We start from the raw sequence: 17228 nt of genomic DNA on the forward strand, positions 1-17228 counted from the left end.
GGAATCCCAATGACACTGCTACCGCATATGGCGGCGCGCATCTTTGGCGCGCCGCTGCTGATCCATCGGCCAAAACTCGAAGTCATCCTCGCCGTCCTGGGGCCACGCATCGGCTTGTCTGAGAACGGCACGCCGATTCCGTCACCCACCACGCGCAGCCCGCCAGTCGCAGGCGGCAGCATCGCCGTGTTGCCGATCTACGGCACCTTGGTGCGGCGAACCGTGGGGTTGGAGGCGGCATCCGGGCTGACCAGTTACCAGGACATCGCCGCACAGATCGATACCGCCATCGCCGATCCGGCAGTGGCCGCCATCGTGCTCGACATCGACAGCCCGGGCGGCGAGTCCGGTGGTGTGTTCGATCTGGCCGACCGCGTTCGCGCAGCGGCGCAGGTCAAGCCGGTCTGGGCGCTGGCCAATGACATGGCGTATTCGGCGGCTTACGCCATCGGTTCGGCCGCCAGCCGCTTCTTTGTCACCCGCACGGGCGGTGTCGGATCGATTGGCGTCATTGCCATGCACGCCGACCAATCGGTGCGTGATGCGCAGGATGGCGTCCGCTACACGACCGTCTTTGCCGGAGCGCGCAAGAACGATCTCAACCCGCACGAGCCGATCTCGGACGAGGCACACGCCTTTCTCAAAAGCGAGGTGGATCGGATTTACGGACTGTTCGTCGACACGGTCGCCAGCTACCGCAGCCTGAGCAGCGAAGCAGTGCGCGCAACCGAGGCGGGCGTGTTCTTTGGCAATGACGCTGTCGCGGCGGGCCTGGCCGATGCCGTCGGCAATTTCGACGATGTGCTGAACGAGCTCGTCGCATCACTTTCACCACCACCTGCGCTGTCGGCAGCGGCTGCGGCGCTGGGCAATCTTCACCAACCACGACTGGAGCATTTCATGAATGAACCCGGAACCACTGCTGACCCTGGGGTTGGCGCTGATCCTGATCGCGATCCTGTGTCGCCCGCGCCAATGACCATCGACGACGCGCAAGAAGTCGCCGAGCTTTGCGCTCTGGCGGGCTGCCCCGACCGCATTGCCGGTTTTCTGGCGGCACGCACTCCGGCCACCAAGGTGCGCAGCCAGCTGCTGGTCGCTCGCGCCAGCGGTCAGGAGATCAGCAGCCTGATCACTCCGAGCGCCGCCACGTCGGCAACGCAATCCCTCAACGACAACCCCTTGGTGCTGGCGGCTCGCGCCCGCGCCGGACAGGAGAAATGACATGCCCGCTATGACTGAAGGCCTCAATCTCGGCGACCTCTTGAAGTACGAAGCACCGAATCTCTACTCGCGTGATCAGGTCACGGTCGGCGCAGGCCAGAGCCTCCTGCTCGGTACGGTGGTCGGTCTTGTGACGGCCACCGCGAAGCTCAAGCAGATCGATCCGTCGGCCACCGACGGCAGCCAGTACGCCGCTGGTGTGCTGATGCAAGGCGTGGACGCCACCCTCATTGACCGCGATGACGGACTGATGCTGGCCCGCCACGCCATCGTCGCCGATCACGCGCTGGCGTGGCCCGCCGCCATCACCACCGCCGAGAAGCAAGCTGCCATCGCGCAGCTCAAGAGCCTCGGCATCCTCGTTCGCAAAGGAGTCTGACCATGAACAATGTTTTCGAGAATCCCGCTTTCTCGATGTCGGCGCTGACCGCTGCCATCAACATCCTGCCCAACAACTACGGGATGATGGAGAGCATGGGGCTGTTTCCGCCCAAGCCGGTGCGCTTCCGTTCGGTGGCCGTAGAAGAAAAGAACGGCATCCTGACGCTGCTGCCAACGATGCCGGTCGGCTCTCCCGGTACGGTAGGTGTACGCGGCAAACGCAAGCTGCGCTCCTTTGCCATTCCGCACATTCCGCACGACGACGTGGTGCTGCCAGAGGAAGTGCAAGGCATCCGCGCCTTCGGTTCGGAAACCGAAGTGCAGACTGTTGCAGCGGTCATGGCCGAGCACCTGCAAACCATGCGCAACAAGCACGCCATCACGCTGGAGCATTTGCGTGTTGGTGCGCTCAAGGGCGTCATCCTCGATGCTGACGGATCGGATCTCTACAACCTGTTCGATCTGTTCGAAATTACACCGAAGGTCGTCAATTTCCAGCTCAGAAGCGCGGGCACCGATATCAAGAAGAAGTGTCTCGACCTCAAGCGCTACCTGGAGAAGAACCTCAAGGGCGAGCGGATGACAGGGGTTCACTGTCTGGTATCGCCAGAGTTCTTCGACGCGTTCACCAGCCACGAGAAGGTCATCGAGGCTTATCACCGCTGGCAGGACGGTCAGGTCTTGCGCACCGATATGCGCTCGGGCTTCCCGTTCGCAGGCATCACCTTCGAGGAGTACGCGGGCGAAGCCAGTGATGGCGACGACAACGTGCGTCGCTTCATCGAGGCAGGCGAAGGCCACGCCTTCCCACTGGGTACGGTGGACACCTTCGCCACCTACTTTGCGCCCGCCGATTTCAATGAAACGGCGAACACGCTGGGACAACCCTTGTACGCCAAGCAGGAGCCGCGCAAGTTCGACCGGGGCACCGATGTCCACACCCAATCCAACCCGCTGCCGATGTGCCATCGGCCTGCCGTGCTGGTGAAGGTTCTGGCGACCTGATGCTGGCCATCGAGTCGTTCTACGAAGCGGCGCGACGATCTGGACTGCTGACGGCGGTCACGGTGGGCACTGCCACCGTGTATTGCGCCTTCCGCGCCCCGGACGAAACCGTGCTCGATGGCTTTGCGCTGTCACGCGACTACCAGATCGACTACCCGGCGGTGTGGCTGACGCTCGCTGCGGGTGACACCGTCGAAATTGCGGGCAGCAGCTATCAGGTGCGCGACGTGCGTGCCATCGGCGACGGCACCGAGCGGCGCGCCTCACTCTCCCAACTCTAAGGACATCGCCATGAACTCCGTCCGCGAGCGCGTCTTGCGGGAGGTCGTCGCACGCCTGTCATCTGCGATTGCACCCGTTCCAGTGCTACGCATGCCAGCCGTGCCGGTCACCCGCGAGGCCAGTCCTGCGCTGCTGCTATTCGTCGATGGCGACAGCATCACCGCCCACGCCAACCACCTCGTCGACCGGCTGTTGATCGTCCGAGTCGCTGTGGTGGCGCGCGGTGCGGACGCCTTCGACGTTGCCGACCTCGCGCTGGTGGCGGCGCACGCAGCCTTGCTGGCCGACCCGAATCTGGGCGGTCTGGCCATCGCCGTGCGCGAGATCGACTGCGAGTGGGAGTTCGACGACGCCGACGCCGGGGCCGTCGCACTCCCAGCCCGCTACGAAATCCGCTACCGCACCCACGCCATTGATCTAACCCAAACAGGATGAACCCATGCACATCGAACTACTGAAACCCCACACCCATGCAGGCAAGCGCCTCGCCGTGGGTGATCGCCTTGATCTTCCCGATGCCAGTGGACACTGGCTGATCGCGCAGGGCGTGGCCAAGGCTGCTACGGCGTCCGCCACACCCACCACTGATGCCAAACCCACCCGCCGTGATGCCACGTCCGGCACCACCATCCAAGGAGACTGAACATGGCTTACTTTTCCGGACAAGGCCGCGTCTACATCGGCGCACGTGATGAACTCGGCAACCCGGCCGGACTGACCTTCGTCGGTAACGTGCCCGAGCTGAAGGTGTCGCTGTCGGTGGACACCATCGAGCACCAGGAAGCGCAGTCGGGCCAGCGCCTGACCGACCTGCAACTCATCAAGACCAAGAAGGGCGAGTTCGCCTGCACGCTGGAAGAACTGATCGCCACCAATCTGGCGCTCGCGCTCTACGGCACCACGACCACCATCACCCCTGGCACCGTCACTGGCGAGTTGCTGCCCAACCCGGTCACGCCGGGCAGTCTGTACCCGCTGGCCATGCAAAACGTGTCCGCCGTGCAGGTGCAGGACTCCGATGCCACGCCCCAGACGCTGCCTGCGAGCCAGTACAGCGTCAACGCCAAGCACGGCTCGCTGGTGGTGCTGGATGCCACGTCGGGTGGCCCGTACACCGAGCCGTTCACCGTCGATTACGCCTATGGCGCAGCGCAGAGCACGGCGATGTTCACTCAGCCGCTGCCCGAGCGCTGGATTCGCTTCGAGGGGCTCAACACCGCCGATGGCAACCGCGAGGTGGTGATCGACCTCTACCGCGTGGCCATCAACCCGGCCAAGGAACTGTCGATCATCACCGACGAACTGCTGAAGTTTGAGCTATCGGGCCAAGTGCTGGCGGATCTGACCAAGCCGGTCGGTGGTGATCTCGGTCAATTCGGCCGTCTGGTGCTGCTGTGATGGATGACTTCAAAACCTTCCCACCCGCACCGGTGGTCGTGACGCTGTCCGGTGTCGCGCTGGAACTGACGCCGATCCGGCTGGGCGAGTTGCCACGGCTGCTGGCCGTGGTGCGCCCGCTGGCCGAGGAGATCACCATCGATCCGGACTGGATGGCGCTGCTGGGGCGGCACGGTGATGCCGTGCTCGATCTGCTGGCGATCACTACCCGGCGTGAGCGCGCGTGGATCAACGACTTGTCGCTGGAGGACGCCGTTCTTCTGGCCGCTGCCGTGTTCGAGGTGAACGCGGATTTTTTCGTGGCGCACGTCGTTCCGGCGGTTCAGGGCGCGGCCGAGCGCCTCTCCCCGACGCTGCGCTCGCTGACGAACTCGGATGGGACTGTGCCGTCGCCCGCCTGATCCGCGCCGGTCACCGCCTGGGCGACGTGATGGCCTACACGCTCACGCAGGCGCAAGCCTTTCTGGATGCCGACGGACAGATCGAACGGCAGCAACTTGCCCAGCTGCTCGGCATTCATGCCGTGGCAGCCCAGGGCGAGAAGCGTGGCATCGAACAACTGCAACGCGATCTGCTCAAGGACTGATCCATGCGTCTCTCGCTCACCACCACCGGTCTGCTGGACCCCCGCCAGTTGGCGGCGTGGAGCGCCGAGCGGCGTCGCGCCATCCACACCGCCGTCGCCAAAGGCATGCAATCGGGTGGGCGCGAGGTACGTGATGCGGCGCGATCCGAGGTGCGCAGCGCCTTCACCGTCAAGCGCAATAGCTTCATCTCCTCGATGGGTGTGAAGGTGTTCGACAAGAAGCCCGAGCAACTGCCCGCCTTGCTGGTGGGCAGCAAGATTCCGTGGCTTGGCATGCACGAAAAAGGCGGCACGGTGAGCGGCAATCTGCTGATTCCGCTGCTGCCCGGTCGCATCGGCCCCAAACGCTTCAAGGCGGTCATCGATGGCCTGATGCGCTCGGGCAATGCCTTCTTTATCGAGAAGAACGGCCGCGTGCTGCTGATGGCCGAGAACATCAAAGAGAACGCCGGGCAACTGGGCCGCTTCAAGCGCGCCGAGCGTGGACGTACCGGGGCCAAGCAGATCAAGCGCGGCCAGGAAATTCCGATTGCCGTGCTGGTTAAGCGCGTCGATCTCAAGCGCCGACTCAATCTGGCCGGTGGCGTGCAACGCGCGCTGCCTGCCCTGGCTCGGGCGATTCAACAAGAACTGGACAAAGTCTGATGGCAAGCAATCGTGCCCAAATCCTGATCAGCGCTGTCGACCAGACCAAGACCGCATTCGACTCGATCAAGCGGGGCTTGGGCGGCCTCACTGACACCGCCAAGAGTGTCAACGGCGTGCTGGCCAACCTTGGCGTTGGCGTTTCGTTGGCGGGCATCGGCGCCATGATCAAGTCCAGCATCGACTCAGCCGATGCACTGGACGAGATGGCGCAGCGTACTGGCATCGCCGTCGAATCGCTGTCGCTGCTGGTGCCTGCCGCCGAGTTGTCGGCGGTTTCCACCGAAAAGTTCGAAGCCGGGCTCAAGAGGTTGGCCACCGGCATGCTGGAGGCCGCCACCGGCTCGGAAACGTCCGCGCAGAAGTTCGGTGCGCTGGGCGTGGCGGTCCAGAACCAGGATGGCACCTTGCGCGACAGCGAACAGGTACTGCTGGATCTGGCCGATCGCTTCAAGGCCATGCCGGATGGCGCGGAGAAGGCGGCGCTGGCGGTCGATATCTTCGGCAAGGCCGGTGCCGAAATGATCCCCTTCCTCAACCAAGGACGGGATGGCATCGGTGCGCTGAAGCAGGAAGCCGCTGAACTCGGGCTGCAGTTGTCTGCGGACACCGCCGCGCAGGCAGGCAACTTCAACGACGCGCTCGACAAGCTGAAACTGGCGACCCAGAGCATTGGCAACCAGATCATCGCGTCCTTGCTGCCCGCCCTGAACGACATGGCCGGTGGCATGGTCGAGTCAGCCAAGCAAGGCGGCACATTGCGCACGATTCTGGATGGCGTGGTGCTGGTGCTCAAGACCCTGGCGCTCGGTGTCGCCACGGTTGGCAAGGCCTTCGTCGCCTTGGGTGAAGCGATTGGTGGCGGTGTCGCTGCGGCGGTCGAAGCGCTCAAGGGCAACACCGACGGGGCCAAGGCCATCATTGCCGACCTCAAAGGCAGCCTGATCCAGCGGCTCGATGAGCTGGCGTCCTTCCGCGACAGCCTGTTCGACCCCAAACCCATCGAGGTCAAGGCACCCCGAATTCAGGCCGATCCGGAACTGTTGCAGCGGCTGACCAAACCCAAAGCGGGCAAGGCTGCGCAGGACTCCACTGGCGCGCAGACCACGCTGATGAAAGCGCAGCTGGACGCCGAGTTCGCGCTGCTCAAGGACGGACTGGCGCGGCAACAAACCGCGCTGGATGCAGCGCTTGAGGATCGTCTGATCTCGGTGCGCGACTACTACACGCAGAAAACGGCCATCGAGCAGCGCGAGGTCGACGCCGAGATCGCCCGCAAGCAGCAGGAGCTGGCCCGCAGTCAGCAGATCGCCACCAACGGCAAGTCGGAAAACGACCGCCTGCGTGCCAAGGCCGAAGTGGCCAAGGCGGAAGCGGACCTCATCACGCTCAATAACCGGCGCACGGACATTGAGCAGGCCAATGCGCGCAAGGCCGCGCAAGCCGAGCGTGAGCTGGCCGATGCCTTGGCGCAGGCGCGTGAGGAACTGGCACAGATCACAGGCACGGCTACAGATGCCGACCGGCAAGCTGCCATCGAGCGCAGTTACCGGGATCTGCGGGCACGTCTCGCTGCAGAAAGTGATGCCGACGGCGTGTCGCTCGTTGACCGACTGATCAACGTGAAGGCGGCGCAAGCGAACCTATCCGCACTGGAAACCCAATGGCGGCAGGTCACCGAGCGTCTGCGCAATGCGCAGGAGGCCCTTCAGACCCAGCAGCAGGCCGGGCTGCTAACCGAAGCACAGGCGCGCCAACAGATCGTGACCTTGCAGCAGCAATCGGCCACCGAGATGGAGCGCCTGCTGCCGACCATGCAACAGGCGGCGCAGGCCATCGGGCCGGATGCTGTGATCCGCGTGCAGGCGTGGCGCAATGAACTGGAGCGCACCCGGCTCACGGTCGATGAAATGACCCCGCTGTGGAACCGCATCGGCGAGAGTTTTGGAGGCGCGCTCAACGGGATGATCACCGGCGCGCAGACCTGGCGCAGCGCGATGGCCAGCCTGTTCCAGCAGGTGGCCGACGCCTTCCTGCAGCAGATCGTGATTCAGCCTTTCCAGCAATGGATCGCCATGCAGGCGCGGATGCTGGCGCTCAAGCTCGGTTTCATCCAGCAGGAGCAAACCGTCGATGCGGCGGCCAGCGCGGCCAAAGTCGCGCAAAAGACCACCGAAACCACCGCCGTGGTGTCGATGGATGCCGCCAAGGCCGGTGCTGGTGCCGCAGCGTCGCAAGCCTCCGTGCCCATCGTTGGCCCGGGGCTGGCCATTGCCGCAATGGTGGCGATGGTGGCCGCTGTAATGGCGCTGCTGGGCGGTATCAAGAAATTCGCGGGTGGTGGCTTGGTCTCCGGCCCGGGTAGTGCCACCTCGGACTCGATCCCGGCGCGCCTGTCCGCAGGTGAATACGTGGTGCGGGCGGCCGCCGTGCGCCAGGTCGGCGTGGCCTTCCTCGACTCGCTCAACGGTTTGTCCGTCGGCCCGCGTTTTAAAGGCGGCGAGCTGGCCTTTGCTGCCGGTGGTCTGGTGCCGGAGGTCAAAGTGCCACCCGCACAGCCCCAGATGAATCAAGCGGTGCGCATCGTCAACGCCATCGATCCCGGCGTGACCCACGACCACCTGCAGTCGCCTGCCGGAGAGCGGGTCATCGTCAACATCATCGGGCGCAACGCGCGGGCCATCCGCTCGGCGCTCCAAAGCTGAATTTTGAGGGGAAAGTCCACATGGCACTTTTGTTCATCGATGGTTTCGACCACTACGACCCGCAGGCTGTGGACAGCTTTGGCGACCCGTGGCTGGCGCGAGGCAAGGCGGCGTATCTGTCGCCGCAGGCCACCCGCATCAATGGCCGTCGCCCGTCCTCCTATGCCCTGCGTTTGCCGGAAGGCTCGGGCGGTGGCTACGTCAAGAACCTCGACGCCACCAAGACCAGCCTGATCGTGGGGGCGTCCATTCGCGTGGTGCCGTACCAGAACACCTACACCGAGCCCTTGCTGCTGGGCGTGCGCGATGCCAACGCGCAGGTCGCCCACCTCGTCAAAATCGGCGAGGACGGGCGGCTCAAGCTCTACCGCTGGCAATACGGCTACGACCAGTTGATCTCGACCTCGGTCGCCAGCGCCCCGGCGCGCGGCTGGCACTACATCGAGCTGCAGGTCACGCAAGGCACCAGCAACGGCGTGCTGTCGGTGCGCATCAACGGCATCCTGGCCATTCAGATGACCGCGCAGAACACCCTCCAGGGTGGTGGCCAACTGGTCACCGCATTCGTGGGTGCGGTTCCGGGCCAGTCGTGCCCGCTGACCATCGACGTCGATGACTTCTACATCGCCGACACCACCGGCACGATCAACAACACCTTCCTGGGCGATGTGCGTGTCGATGCTTTGCAGGCACAGGCCGATGGCAGCCTGAACCAGTGGACAGCCAGTCCGGTTGGTACTGCCGCATGGGAAGCCGTGAGCGACGAGGACGAGGACACGGCGATCAGCGCGTCCAGTGCAGGACTGCGCCAGTCCTTTGATGTCGAGCCGCTGCCGGCGATGGCCACGCCCGCCATCTACGGCGTGCAACTCACGATGCTGGCGCGCAAGACCGATGGGGGTCTGGGCAAGGTCAAAGGCTTCGTGGTCAGTGGCGCGCAAACCGCCACCAGCGCCGACATCATCCTGCAGGAGCAACTGGCGTGGCAGAGCACGCTTTTCGAACGCAACCCGAACGGCAACGTGCAATGGACGGAGGCCGCCTTCAATGCCGCTGAGTTCGGCGTGGAGTCGGCATGACGGATCGCGTCATCGCTCGAAACCTCGCGGAGGTCTCCAGCAGGCCGACGCCCGGAAGTGAACTGCCGGAATTTCAGGGCGAAGTGCTGTCGCGTGCATCGTTCGGAGCCCGTGCGGCTACCTTCACGCCCGAAACCGCCATTGCACCGGTTCCGCCCAACTTGGCTGCGACTTGGCTTGCTGAGTCTCTGGCGCACCCGTGGCCGCCCATCGATGCCCCGGTATTCCTCGTCGAGGTGCTGCGCCGGGACACCGCATCCAGCGCCATCGTCGCCACTGGCATGGACGCCTTCGGGGATCAACCCTGGCCGGATGCGCAACGCGGTGTGTTTGCCTTCCGCCACGACTGGACCGAGCCCTTGGTCGAACGGCTGGAGTGGCAGACCAGCGTCACACGGCTGGCCAGCGGCAACGAATCCCGGCAAGCACGCCGCCGCGTTCCTCGGCGCTGGCTCACCTACAAGGTGGGCAATGCCCGCCCGACCGACGCACTGGTCGCCGACTGGCTGGCCGATCATCAGGGCCAAACCGCATGGTGGCCGCTATCACAGTACGCCGTCCACCTCGTCGAAAACGCTGAGGAGGGCGCGCTGACCCTGGCGGTATCGGAGGCCGCCTGGCGGCGCTTTGCCCCTCCGGCTGCTGCGCTGCGCTTGACCTACGACGGCGTGCAAGGCTGGGAGGGCAGCGAACGCTGGGCTTTGATCATTGCGCCCGAGGGCTGGCAAGTTGCCCAACTCAGCGACGTGGAAGCCGATCTGCTATGGCTGGCCGATCCGCTGGCCCGCAAAGCGGCGGCTGGTAGCGCCGTGCTGCCGCTGGTGTGGGGCAAGGCCATTGATCCGGCCGATCTCACCCAATGGGTGCCGGGGATGGTCGGCGGCAGCGTCACCGCGAGCGTCACGCCCGAACAAACGCCGGACATGGATGTCCTTGATGACCCGTGGCTGGACGAGATCCCGGTCTGGCCCGATGGCAACTGGCGCGACGATCCCACGGCCAGCGCGCAGGCGACGATCACGCGCCAGGATTTCTCACCCGCAGATCCGTGGGTGCGGCGTGACGATCCGTGGGCGACGACGACTTACCAGCGCCGCTATCTGGCCAGCTCGCTTGATGAAGTCGACATCTGGCGGGCGCGGCTGTGGCGCACTCAAGGCCGTCTGGAAGCCTTCTGGCTGCCCGATGGCTTGGCCCCGATCCTGTGGGTGAGCGTCGAAGCTGATCCCGATGACGGTTTCCTGCGCGTCGATGGCCAAGACCTCTCGGCATTCTGGCATCGCCCCGCCGCCTGTTTGATCGTGCATCCGGACGGCTATCGGCAGTACGCCCTGACCGCTACCTGCCATCTGGATCAGGGCGGTGTGCTGGTGCTGCGCTCGGGCCTCGACGACTGGGTGCCCGCAGGCAGCCGGATTGTTCGCCTTGCGCGCTGCCGCCTCGACCACGACGCCATCGACGTGTACTGGCACAGCCCGCAGTTGGCGGAGATCACCCTGACCGCGCGCCAGTTGCCCGAGCCACGCGGCAACGACCGAGAAACGTATGGAGAGTACGCCGTATGAGCCAGCAAGCGCTGATGGAAGTCGAGCTCTACGCCTTCGCCAGCAGCAGCGCGAATTTCTACCTGACCCCGCACGAATTCGACGTCGATCTCGACGGCACGCTGTACACCAGCCTGTCCATCGAGCGCAACGAACTGGCGCTGGGGGCCGAAGCGGCCAAGTCAGCGCTGGATCTCAAGCTGCCACCCGACTGTGAACTTGTGCGCCACCTGCTGGCCACGTCGCTCACCGGCGACACCACCTCAGTCACCTTGCGCATCGGGCGGCGCGATACCTGGGGCGATTACTGGTGGTTGTCGGGCACCCGCTGGATGGGCCGGGTGCTGGGTGTGGAAATCGACGCCGATGCCGCCCGCATCCGCTGCGAATCGGCACAGGTCAGTTTGAAGCGCATCGGCCTGCGCAGGCTCTACAGCCGCAACTGTTCCCACGTTCTGTACTCCAGTGCCTGTGGGGCGTCGCCCATTTCCGAGAGTGCCTTCGTCTATGAAGCTTATGGCCGCAGTGTCGATCTCGATGGCGGTGTACCGGGTGGCGTCAGCGGTAGCTTGGCCGGTGGCTGGCTGCAAACGCCGGATGGAGCACGCCACATGATCATCCGCGACTACGGCAGTGGCGTCGAGCTGCTCTATCCAGCGGCCATTGAGCCGGGCACGCAAGTGTTGTTGACGGTCGGCTGCGATCACAGCACGCAAACGTGCGCCTCGCGCTTCGGCAACCTCGACAACTACGGCGGCTTTCCCGCCATCCCGAGCAAAAACCCGTTTTCGACGGGCGTGTTCTGACCCTTCCGGAGAATTTCCATGTGGTACCTCGTCGTCATCGTGGTGGCGGCGCTGGTTTCGGTCGCGCTCGCACCAAAACCGCCCGAGCCCAAACCCGCATCGCTGTCCGACGTCGATGCACCCACAGCAGAAGAAGGCCGACCGATTCCAGTCGTGTTCGGCACCGTGCTGCTGCGCGGGGCCAACGTCGTCTGGTACGGCGATCTGGAAGCCGAACCGATCCGCAAAAAAGGAGGCAAGAAATGAGCACGGATGTAACCGTCACCATCGACGATGTGCGCGCCGTTGGCCTGTGCGTGAACGGCACGCGGGTCTGGTTCGCGCGCCACGACCTGGACTTCCGCGCGTTTCTGCGTGACGGCTGCGCTGCCGACACCTTGCTGGACACCGGCGACGCGATGGCCTTGCGGGTGGTCGAGCACGCCCGTGCGCACACCCGGCAGGAGCAGCACTGATGGGTGGCAGCAGCAAAAAGCAAACCGTCGGCTACCGCTACCGGATGGGACTGCACCTGGTGCTGTGCCAAGGGCCTGTGGATGCCGTGCAGGAAATCCAGATGGGCGACCGTACCGCGTGGGGCGATGCCGACCGGGGGCCGCTGTCCAGCGGGCACGGCCTGACCACCCTCGGTATCCACAAGCCCACGCTGTTTGGCGGTGACGAGCGTGAAGGTGGTGTGGTCGGCAACATCGATGTGCTGCCCGGAGGCCCCGGCCAGGGGCGCAACGACTACCTGATGAGCCGCCTTGGACCAGCCATTCCAGCCTTCCGGGGCGTGCTGTCACTGGTGGCGCGCAAGATTCTGTTTGCGGCCAACAACCCTTACATCAAGCCGTGGGCCGTGCGCGTGCGTCGTTTCACGGCGGGCTGGCACGGTTATCCGTGGATGGAGTGGAACGCTGAAGTCCGCGCCTGGGATGACAGCCAAGGCCGCGAGATCAGTGTCGGCATGAACCCGGCTCACATCCTGGTGCAATGCCTGACCGACCCGCACTGGGGCATGGGCTACCCGCAGGACAGCATCGGCTGGAGCTTCTGGAATGCGGCGTGGGCCCTGTCGGATGAGGGCTTCGGCCTGAATCTGATCTGGACGCGCCAGCAGCCCATCGAGAGCTTCATCAGTCAGGTCATCGACCACATCGGCGGCATTCTCTACACCGATCCGGAGCAAGGCACCTTCGAGCTGAAGCTGCTGCGCGACGACTACTGGGTCAATGACCTGCCGCAACTGGGGCCGGACGAGATCGTGCGGCTGGAGCGTTTCGAGCGCGCGCAGTGGGGTGAGCTGCCCAACGAGCTGACCGTGGTCTACGCCGACTGGCAAACCGGCGGCGACACCACCGTCACTGTGGAAAACCTTGCCGCAATTCAGTTGCAAGGCGGCGTAATCAACCAGCGCCGTGACTACCCGGGCGTCAACTACGGGCCGCTGGCCGCGCGTCTGGCGCTGCGGGATCTGCGCGCCCTGGGTTCGCCCCTGGCACGGATGAGCCTGACCGTGGCACGCGACACGCTGGAACGCGCACCGCTGCCCGGTGACGTATTCCTGCTCAACTGGCCGCGTTTGGGTATCGACCAGATGGTGGTGCGCGTGACCGGCATCGATACCGGCACCTTGGGCGCGGCCGAGTGGCGCATCGAAGCGATGGAGGATGTGTTCGGGCTGGACAACGCCGTGCTGGCACCGACGCCGCCCATCATCGACGAGCCAACCCTGGAGCCGTTGCCACCTGCATTGGTGCTGGCGATGGAAATTCCGTACTGGGAACTGGCGCGCAGCTTGTCGCGTGCCGAACTGGATTACCTGACCGACACCGATGCAGCGGTGGGTGCATTGGCCGCTGTGGGCGGTGCGGGCCAGCTCAACTGGCAGCTCGCCACCGGTGCCTCGGCAGGCGAGATCGGCAGCGTTGCCAGCGAGGACTACGCGCCACTGCTCACGCTTGATGCGGGCTTGCCAGCCAGCGAGGCCGATGCCATGAGCGTGCCGGTGACCGCCGTCAGCCAGCCGGAAAGGCTGACCGTGGGCGACTACGCCTATCTGGTCGATGCCAGCGGGGAGATCTGTGAAGCCGTCGCCGTCCTGGGCTTCAATACCGCTGCGCCCACGGTTGACCTTGCACGCGGCGTGCTCGACACCACACCGCAATCGCACCGGGTCGGAACCCGCCTCATTGGCGTGGGCGAGTGGCTGGCATCGGAAGGCGCGGAGCGCGCCCCGGGTGAATCGGTGTTCGTGGGAGCCATCCCGCGCACCTCAACCGATCAAGGCGAAGCGGAACTGGCCAGCAATGGCCAGCCGATGGTACTGACCGGGCGACAGGCCTTGCCGTATCCACCGGGGCGCATCCGCCTCAATGGCCAGACCGAGCCTGCCGTGGTCGCCGGTGACCTCAGCATCGCGTGGGCCCATCGCGACCGCACCCAGCAGACCGCCTACCTCGTGCAGCAGGGCGAAGCCGACATCGGGCCAGAACCGGGGGTGAGCTACACGGTGCGCATCCGAGATCGCAACGACGCGCTGGTGCATACGGCGTCCGGCATCACCGGAGCGAATTTCGTGTGGGATGTGGCGACGGCTGCGGCTGATGCCGGTGCGCTGGGCGACCGCATCACGTTGGAGCTCAACGCCGTGCGTGACGGGCTGGAAAGCTGGCAACCGCAGGTGCGCGCTGCGGATCGTGCGGGATACGGCCTGCGCTGGGGTCAGTATTGGGGAGGTGTTTGATGGAGCCGCGCATCGATGTTCATCTGCTCACCTTGAACGAACCTGCCGAATGGCGCGAGACCTGCATCGCCAGTCTCGAAGGCGCACCGATCCAGTTGCACATGCTGCCGGGCATCCCGGGCCGCATCGGCGAAGCGCGCGCTGCCGGTTACGCGCAGGGCAATTTGCCGCTGGTGTCCTTCGTCGATCCCGACGATCTGTACGAAGCCAGTGCCTTCACGCAACTGGCCGATGCGCTGGATGCCTGCCCGCAGGCCGTGATGGCGTACACCGACGAAGCGTTGACCGACGAAAACGGCCGCGACATCGCGGTGCGGCGTCTGGCCTACAGCCGCTGGCAGCACGCCAACAGCGCCAGCCATGTGCATGGCTTGATCGTGATGCGCCGGTCTGCCGTGGAAGTCGCGCTTGCGGAAACCACCGACCTCAACAACTTCGCCGACTGGCTGCTGACCCTGCTCGTGGCCAAGCGTGGCGGCGTGCTGTACCTGCCCATCGTTGGGCGTCATTGGCGACAGCACCCGCAGCAAAGCCATCGCATCGGCGACCCCGGCGCTGTCCGACGCATACGTCAGACCATCGGCCAAGCATCGAATCCTTGGAGATAAACCATGTCATCAACCGATCCGAACCTTGGACTCAACTACGGCTGGACGCTCGGCGAGAGCGGCTGGGACACCGGCATGGACGCCAACCTCAAACGCCTCGGCGTAGTGGTCGGCCTGTCCGTGAAAGACCGCGACCTGACCACGCCACCGACCAGCCCCGCCAATGGCGACCGCTACATCGTCCCCACCGCTGCCACCGGCGTGTGGGCAGGCAAGACCAACCAGATCGTCGTGCGCATCGATGGCACGTGGGAGTTCCATCCGCCCAAGGTGGGCTGGCTTTGCTACATCGAAGACGAGGCCAAGCTCTCAGCCTACAAGTCCACCGGCTGGAGCGCAGGCATCGCCATCTGATTTCCCATCTTCGTACCCACCAGAAACCCGCCCACGAGGCGGGTTTCGCATTTCTGGAGACTGCTATGACCGAACCCGAACAACAGCCTGCGCTCGTCGAGAACATGCTCCTGCTGCGACGCGAGGACTTCGACGAACTACTCGACCGCGCCGCAGAACGCGGAGCCGAGCGTGTGCTGGCGCACCTTGGCCTCGAAAACGGCCACGCAGCCCGCGACATCCGTGAACTGCGCGACCTGCTGGAAGCGTGGCGCGATGCCCGCCGCACGGCGTGGCAGACCACCATCAAGGTCGTGACCACCGGCATCCTGGCCGCGCTGCTGGTGGGGGCCGCCATCAAGTTGAAGCTGATGGGAGGCGTGCAATGACCGCCAAGCCGAAGATCTGCCTTCTGGACGACTGGCGGCGCGTGCTGCGACGGGCCTGGAGCATTCGCTTCTCGCTGCTGGCCGCTGCCTTCACGGCAGCGGAAGTGGTGGTGCCGCTGTTCGGGGACGTACTGCCGCGCGGCGCGTTTATGCTGCTGGCCTTTGCCGCCAGCATCGGCGCGACCGTCGCGCGCATCGTGGCGCAGCCGGAGATGCACCGATGACCCGGCCACCATCACCAGCGATGCGCAGGACGGTGGCCGGACTGACGCTGTCCGCCGCCGCCCTGGTCGGTATCGTGCTGCACGAGGGCTACACCGACCGCGCAGTGATCCCCGTCAAGGGCGATGTGCCAACCATCGGCTTCGGCACCACCACCGGGGTGAAGCTGGGCGACACCACCACGCCGCCGAAGGCGCTGGCCCGCGCGCTCACCGATGTGCAGCAGTTCGAGGGGGCGCTCAAGCAATGCGTGACCGTGCCCCTGGCGCAGCACGAGTATGACGCGCTGGTGAGCTTCTCCTACAACGTCGGCAGCCGGGCGTTCTGCCAGTCCACGCTGGTCAGGAAACTCAATGCCGGTGACTACGCCGGGGCGTGCTCCGAACTGCGGCGCTGGCGCTTCTTCCAGGGCAAGGACTGCGCGCTGCCTGCCAACGCACGGCTGTGCGGCGGGCTGGCTACACGGCGTGAATCCGAATACCAGCAGTGCATCGGGGAGGCGTCGTGAGCGTGATTCCCTGGCCGTACCGGCTGCTGGCCCTCGCGGCGCTCGGCGCAGCCCTGATCGGATCTGGCTGGATCAAGGGCGCGAGTCAAGTTCAAGCGCAGTGGGATGCCGCCGTCCAGCAACAAACCCTGCAGGCCGCAGTCGCCCGCGAGCGGCAGGCGCAAACCACCGTCAAGGTCGTCACCGAGTACGTCGACCGCGTCCGCGTCGTCCGCGAGAAGGGCGACACCATCATCAAGGAGGTTCCCGTCTATGTGCCCGTTCAAGCCGATGCTGCTTGCACTATCAACCGTGGCTTTGTGCGCCTGCACGACGCTGCCGCCGCCGGTGAACTGCCCGAGCCCGCCCGAGATGCTGATGCGGCGGCCGCAGGCATTGCGCTCTCTGCCATCGCCGGAACCCTTGCCGCCAACTACCAGACCTGCCACGAAAACGCCGAGCAACTGAGGGCGTTGCAGACGTGGATCGTTGAAATGACACCGAACGTCAGGTAAGGATCGAGTGCCAGCTACCAGCCCGGTGGTGGATCGCAGCTACCGTGGACTGCACGTCCAACCTCGGGGCCGGGCGGCTGCAGACGTCGACGCTGCGACGGCGGATTAATCAGCGGGACTGGGTCGCAGCCGCGTCAGAGCTACGCCGATGGGTCTATGGCGGCGGAAGAGTGCAGCCTGGTCTAGTCACGCGTAGGAAAGCTGAGATCACACTAATGCTTTCATGCTAGTCGGGCAGGCCAGCTTGATTGACCATCTGACACGCTGCTTGTATAAAGAGTGATTGTCAAG

General features: G+C 65.0%; 23 protein-coding genes and 1 pseudogene. All 24 read left to right on the forward strand.

Going from position 1 to position 17228, the window contains the following annotated elements; genetic code table 11:
* Nucleotides 1-9 precede the first annotated feature (9 nt).
* Nucleotides 10-1224, forward strand: coding sequence for a S49 family peptidase (locus tag EAO39_RS08380; RefSeq protein ID WP_120966987.1), 1215 nt, complete (start codon nt 10-12; stop codon nt 1222-1224).
* 1 nt (nt 1225) lies between these two features.
* Nucleotides 1226-1603 carry a head decoration protein gene (locus EAO39_RS08385; RefSeq protein ID WP_013246718.1) on the forward strand — a complete coding sequence of 126 codons (378 nt, stop codon included), beginning with the start codon at nt 1226-1228 and terminating at the stop codon, nt 1601-1603.
* 2 nt (nt 1604-1605) lie between these two features.
* Nucleotides 1606-2610 (forward strand): major capsid protein, encoded by a 1005-nt coding sequence (locus EAO39_RS08390; RefSeq protein ID WP_120966988.1) that lies wholly within the window; start codon nt 1606-1608, stop codon nt 2608-2610.
* A 2-nt stretch (nt 2611-2612) separates the two neighbouring features.
* Nucleotides 2613-2891: a hypothetical protein gene (locus EAO39_RS08395; RefSeq protein WP_041186787.1), complete on the forward strand. Its 279-nt coding sequence runs from the start codon at nt 2613-2615 to the stop codon at nt 2889-2891.
* A gap of 10 nt (nt 2892-2901) precedes the next feature.
* On the forward strand, nt 2902-3327 hold the full coding sequence (locus tag EAO39_RS08400; protein WP_120966989.1) for a hypothetical protein: 426 nt from the start codon (nt 2902-2904) through the stop codon (nt 3325-3327).
* A 4-nt stretch (nt 3328-3331) separates the two neighbouring features.
* Nucleotides 3332-3535: a hypothetical protein gene (locus tag EAO39_RS08405; RefSeq protein ID WP_120966990.1), complete on the forward strand. Its 204-nt coding sequence runs from the start codon at nt 3332-3334 to the stop codon at nt 3533-3535.
* 2 nt (nt 3536-3537) lie between these two features.
* The gene (locus EAO39_RS08410; RefSeq protein ID WP_120966991.1) at nt 3538-4290 is read left to right on the forward strand and encodes a hypothetical protein; all 753 of its coding nucleotides are present in this window, start codon (nt 3538-3540) and stop codon (nt 4288-4290) included.
* Nucleotides 4290-4691, forward strand: coding sequence for a hypothetical protein (locus EAO39_RS08415; RefSeq protein WP_120966992.1), 402 nt, complete (start codon nt 4290-4292; stop codon nt 4689-4691). Before EAO39_RS08410 ends, EAO39_RS08415 begins: the two co-directional genes overlap by 1 nt.
* Nucleotides 4692-4720: 29 nt before the next feature.
* Nucleotides 4721-4876 carry a hypothetical protein gene (locus tag EAO39_RS22500; RefSeq protein WP_009521710.1) on the forward strand — a complete coding sequence of 52 codons (156 nt, stop codon included), beginning with the start codon at nt 4721-4723 and terminating at the stop codon, nt 4874-4876.
* A gap of 3 nt (nt 4877-4879) precedes the next feature.
* Complete coding sequence (locus EAO39_RS08420; protein WP_120966993.1) at nt 4880-5521, forward strand: DUF6441 family protein; 642 nt, start codon at nt 4880-4882, stop codon at nt 5519-5521.
* Nucleotides 5521-8226 (forward strand): phage tail protein, encoded by a 2706-nt coding sequence (locus tag EAO39_RS08425; protein ID WP_120966994.1) that lies wholly within the window; start codon nt 5521-5523, stop codon nt 8224-8226. Before EAO39_RS08420 ends, EAO39_RS08425 begins: the two co-directional genes overlap by 1 nt.
* 20 nt (nt 8227-8246) lie before the next feature.
* Nucleotides 8247-9305, forward strand: a complete 1059-nt coding sequence (locus tag EAO39_RS08430; RefSeq protein WP_120966995.1) for a hypothetical protein — start codon at nt 8247-8249, stop codon at nt 9303-9305.
* Nucleotides 9302-10870, forward strand: a complete 1569-nt coding sequence (locus tag EAO39_RS08435) for a hypothetical protein (RefSeq protein WP_120966996.1) — start codon at nt 9302-9304, stop codon at nt 10868-10870. The genes EAO39_RS08430 and EAO39_RS08435 overlap by 4 nt, the downstream gene beginning before the upstream one ends.
* On the forward strand, nt 10867-11655 hold the full coding sequence (locus EAO39_RS08440) for a DUF2163 domain-containing protein (protein WP_120966997.1): 789 nt from the start codon (nt 10867-10869) through the stop codon (nt 11653-11655). Before EAO39_RS08435 ends, EAO39_RS08440 begins: the two co-directional genes overlap by 4 nt.
* Nucleotides 11656-11673: 18 nt before the next feature.
* The gene (locus EAO39_RS08445) at nt 11674-11901 is read left to right on the forward strand and encodes a hypothetical protein (protein WP_013246730.1); all 228 of its coding nucleotides are present in this window, start codon (nt 11674-11676) and stop codon (nt 11899-11901) included.
* Nucleotides 11898-12110: a hypothetical protein gene (locus tag EAO39_RS08450; RefSeq protein ID WP_120966998.1), complete on the forward strand. Its 213-nt coding sequence runs from the start codon at nt 11898-11900 to the stop codon at nt 12108-12110. The genes EAO39_RS08445 and EAO39_RS08450 overlap by 4 nt, the downstream gene beginning before the upstream one ends.
* Nucleotides 12110-14383 carry a phage tail protein gene (locus tag EAO39_RS08455; RefSeq protein WP_120966999.1) on the forward strand — a complete coding sequence of 758 codons (2274 nt, stop codon included), beginning with the start codon at nt 12110-12112 and terminating at the stop codon, nt 14381-14383. The genes EAO39_RS08450 and EAO39_RS08455 overlap by 1 nt, the downstream gene beginning before the upstream one ends.
* Nucleotides 14383-14991, forward strand: coding sequence for a hypothetical protein (locus tag EAO39_RS08460; RefSeq protein WP_120967000.1), 609 nt, complete (start codon nt 14383-14385; stop codon nt 14989-14991). Before EAO39_RS08455 ends, EAO39_RS08460 begins: the two co-directional genes overlap by 1 nt.
* 3 nt (nt 14992-14994) lie before the next feature.
* Nucleotides 14995-15345 carry a DUF2793 domain-containing protein gene (locus EAO39_RS08465; protein WP_120967001.1) on the forward strand — a complete coding sequence of 117 codons (351 nt, stop codon included), beginning with the start codon at nt 14995-14997 and terminating at the stop codon, nt 15343-15345.
* 65 nt (nt 15346-15410) lie between these two features.
* Nucleotides 15411-15713 carry a DUF6127 family protein gene (locus EAO39_RS08470; RefSeq protein WP_045667466.1) on the forward strand — a complete coding sequence of 101 codons (303 nt, stop codon included), beginning with the start codon at nt 15411-15413 and terminating at the stop codon, nt 15711-15713.
* Complete coding sequence (locus EAO39_RS08475) at nt 15710-15937, forward strand: hypothetical protein (protein ID WP_120967002.1); 228 nt, start codon at nt 15710-15712, stop codon at nt 15935-15937. The genes EAO39_RS08470 and EAO39_RS08475 overlap by 4 nt, the downstream gene beginning before the upstream one ends.
* A complete protein-coding gene (locus EAO39_RS08480; protein WP_120967003.1) occupies nt 15934-16443 on the forward strand; it encodes a lysozyme in 510 nt (169 codons plus the stop codon). The genes EAO39_RS08475 and EAO39_RS08480 overlap by 4 nt, the downstream gene beginning before the upstream one ends.
* Nucleotides 16440-16937: a hypothetical protein gene (locus tag EAO39_RS08485; protein ID WP_120967004.1), complete on the forward strand. Its 498-nt coding sequence runs from the start codon at nt 16440-16442 to the stop codon at nt 16935-16937. Before EAO39_RS08480 ends, EAO39_RS08485 begins: the two co-directional genes overlap by 4 nt.
* A gap of 32 nt (nt 16938-16969) precedes the next feature.
* A pseudogene (locus EAO39_RS08490) lies at nt 16970-17167 on the forward strand (glycoside hydrolase family protein); the annotation flags it as partial.
* Nucleotides 17168-17228 lie beyond the last annotated feature (61 nt).

The organism is Comamonas sp. lk, assembly GCF_900564145.1.
Lineage (GTDB): Bacteria > Pseudomonadota > Gammaproteobacteria > Burkholderiales > Burkholderiaceae_C > Comamonas.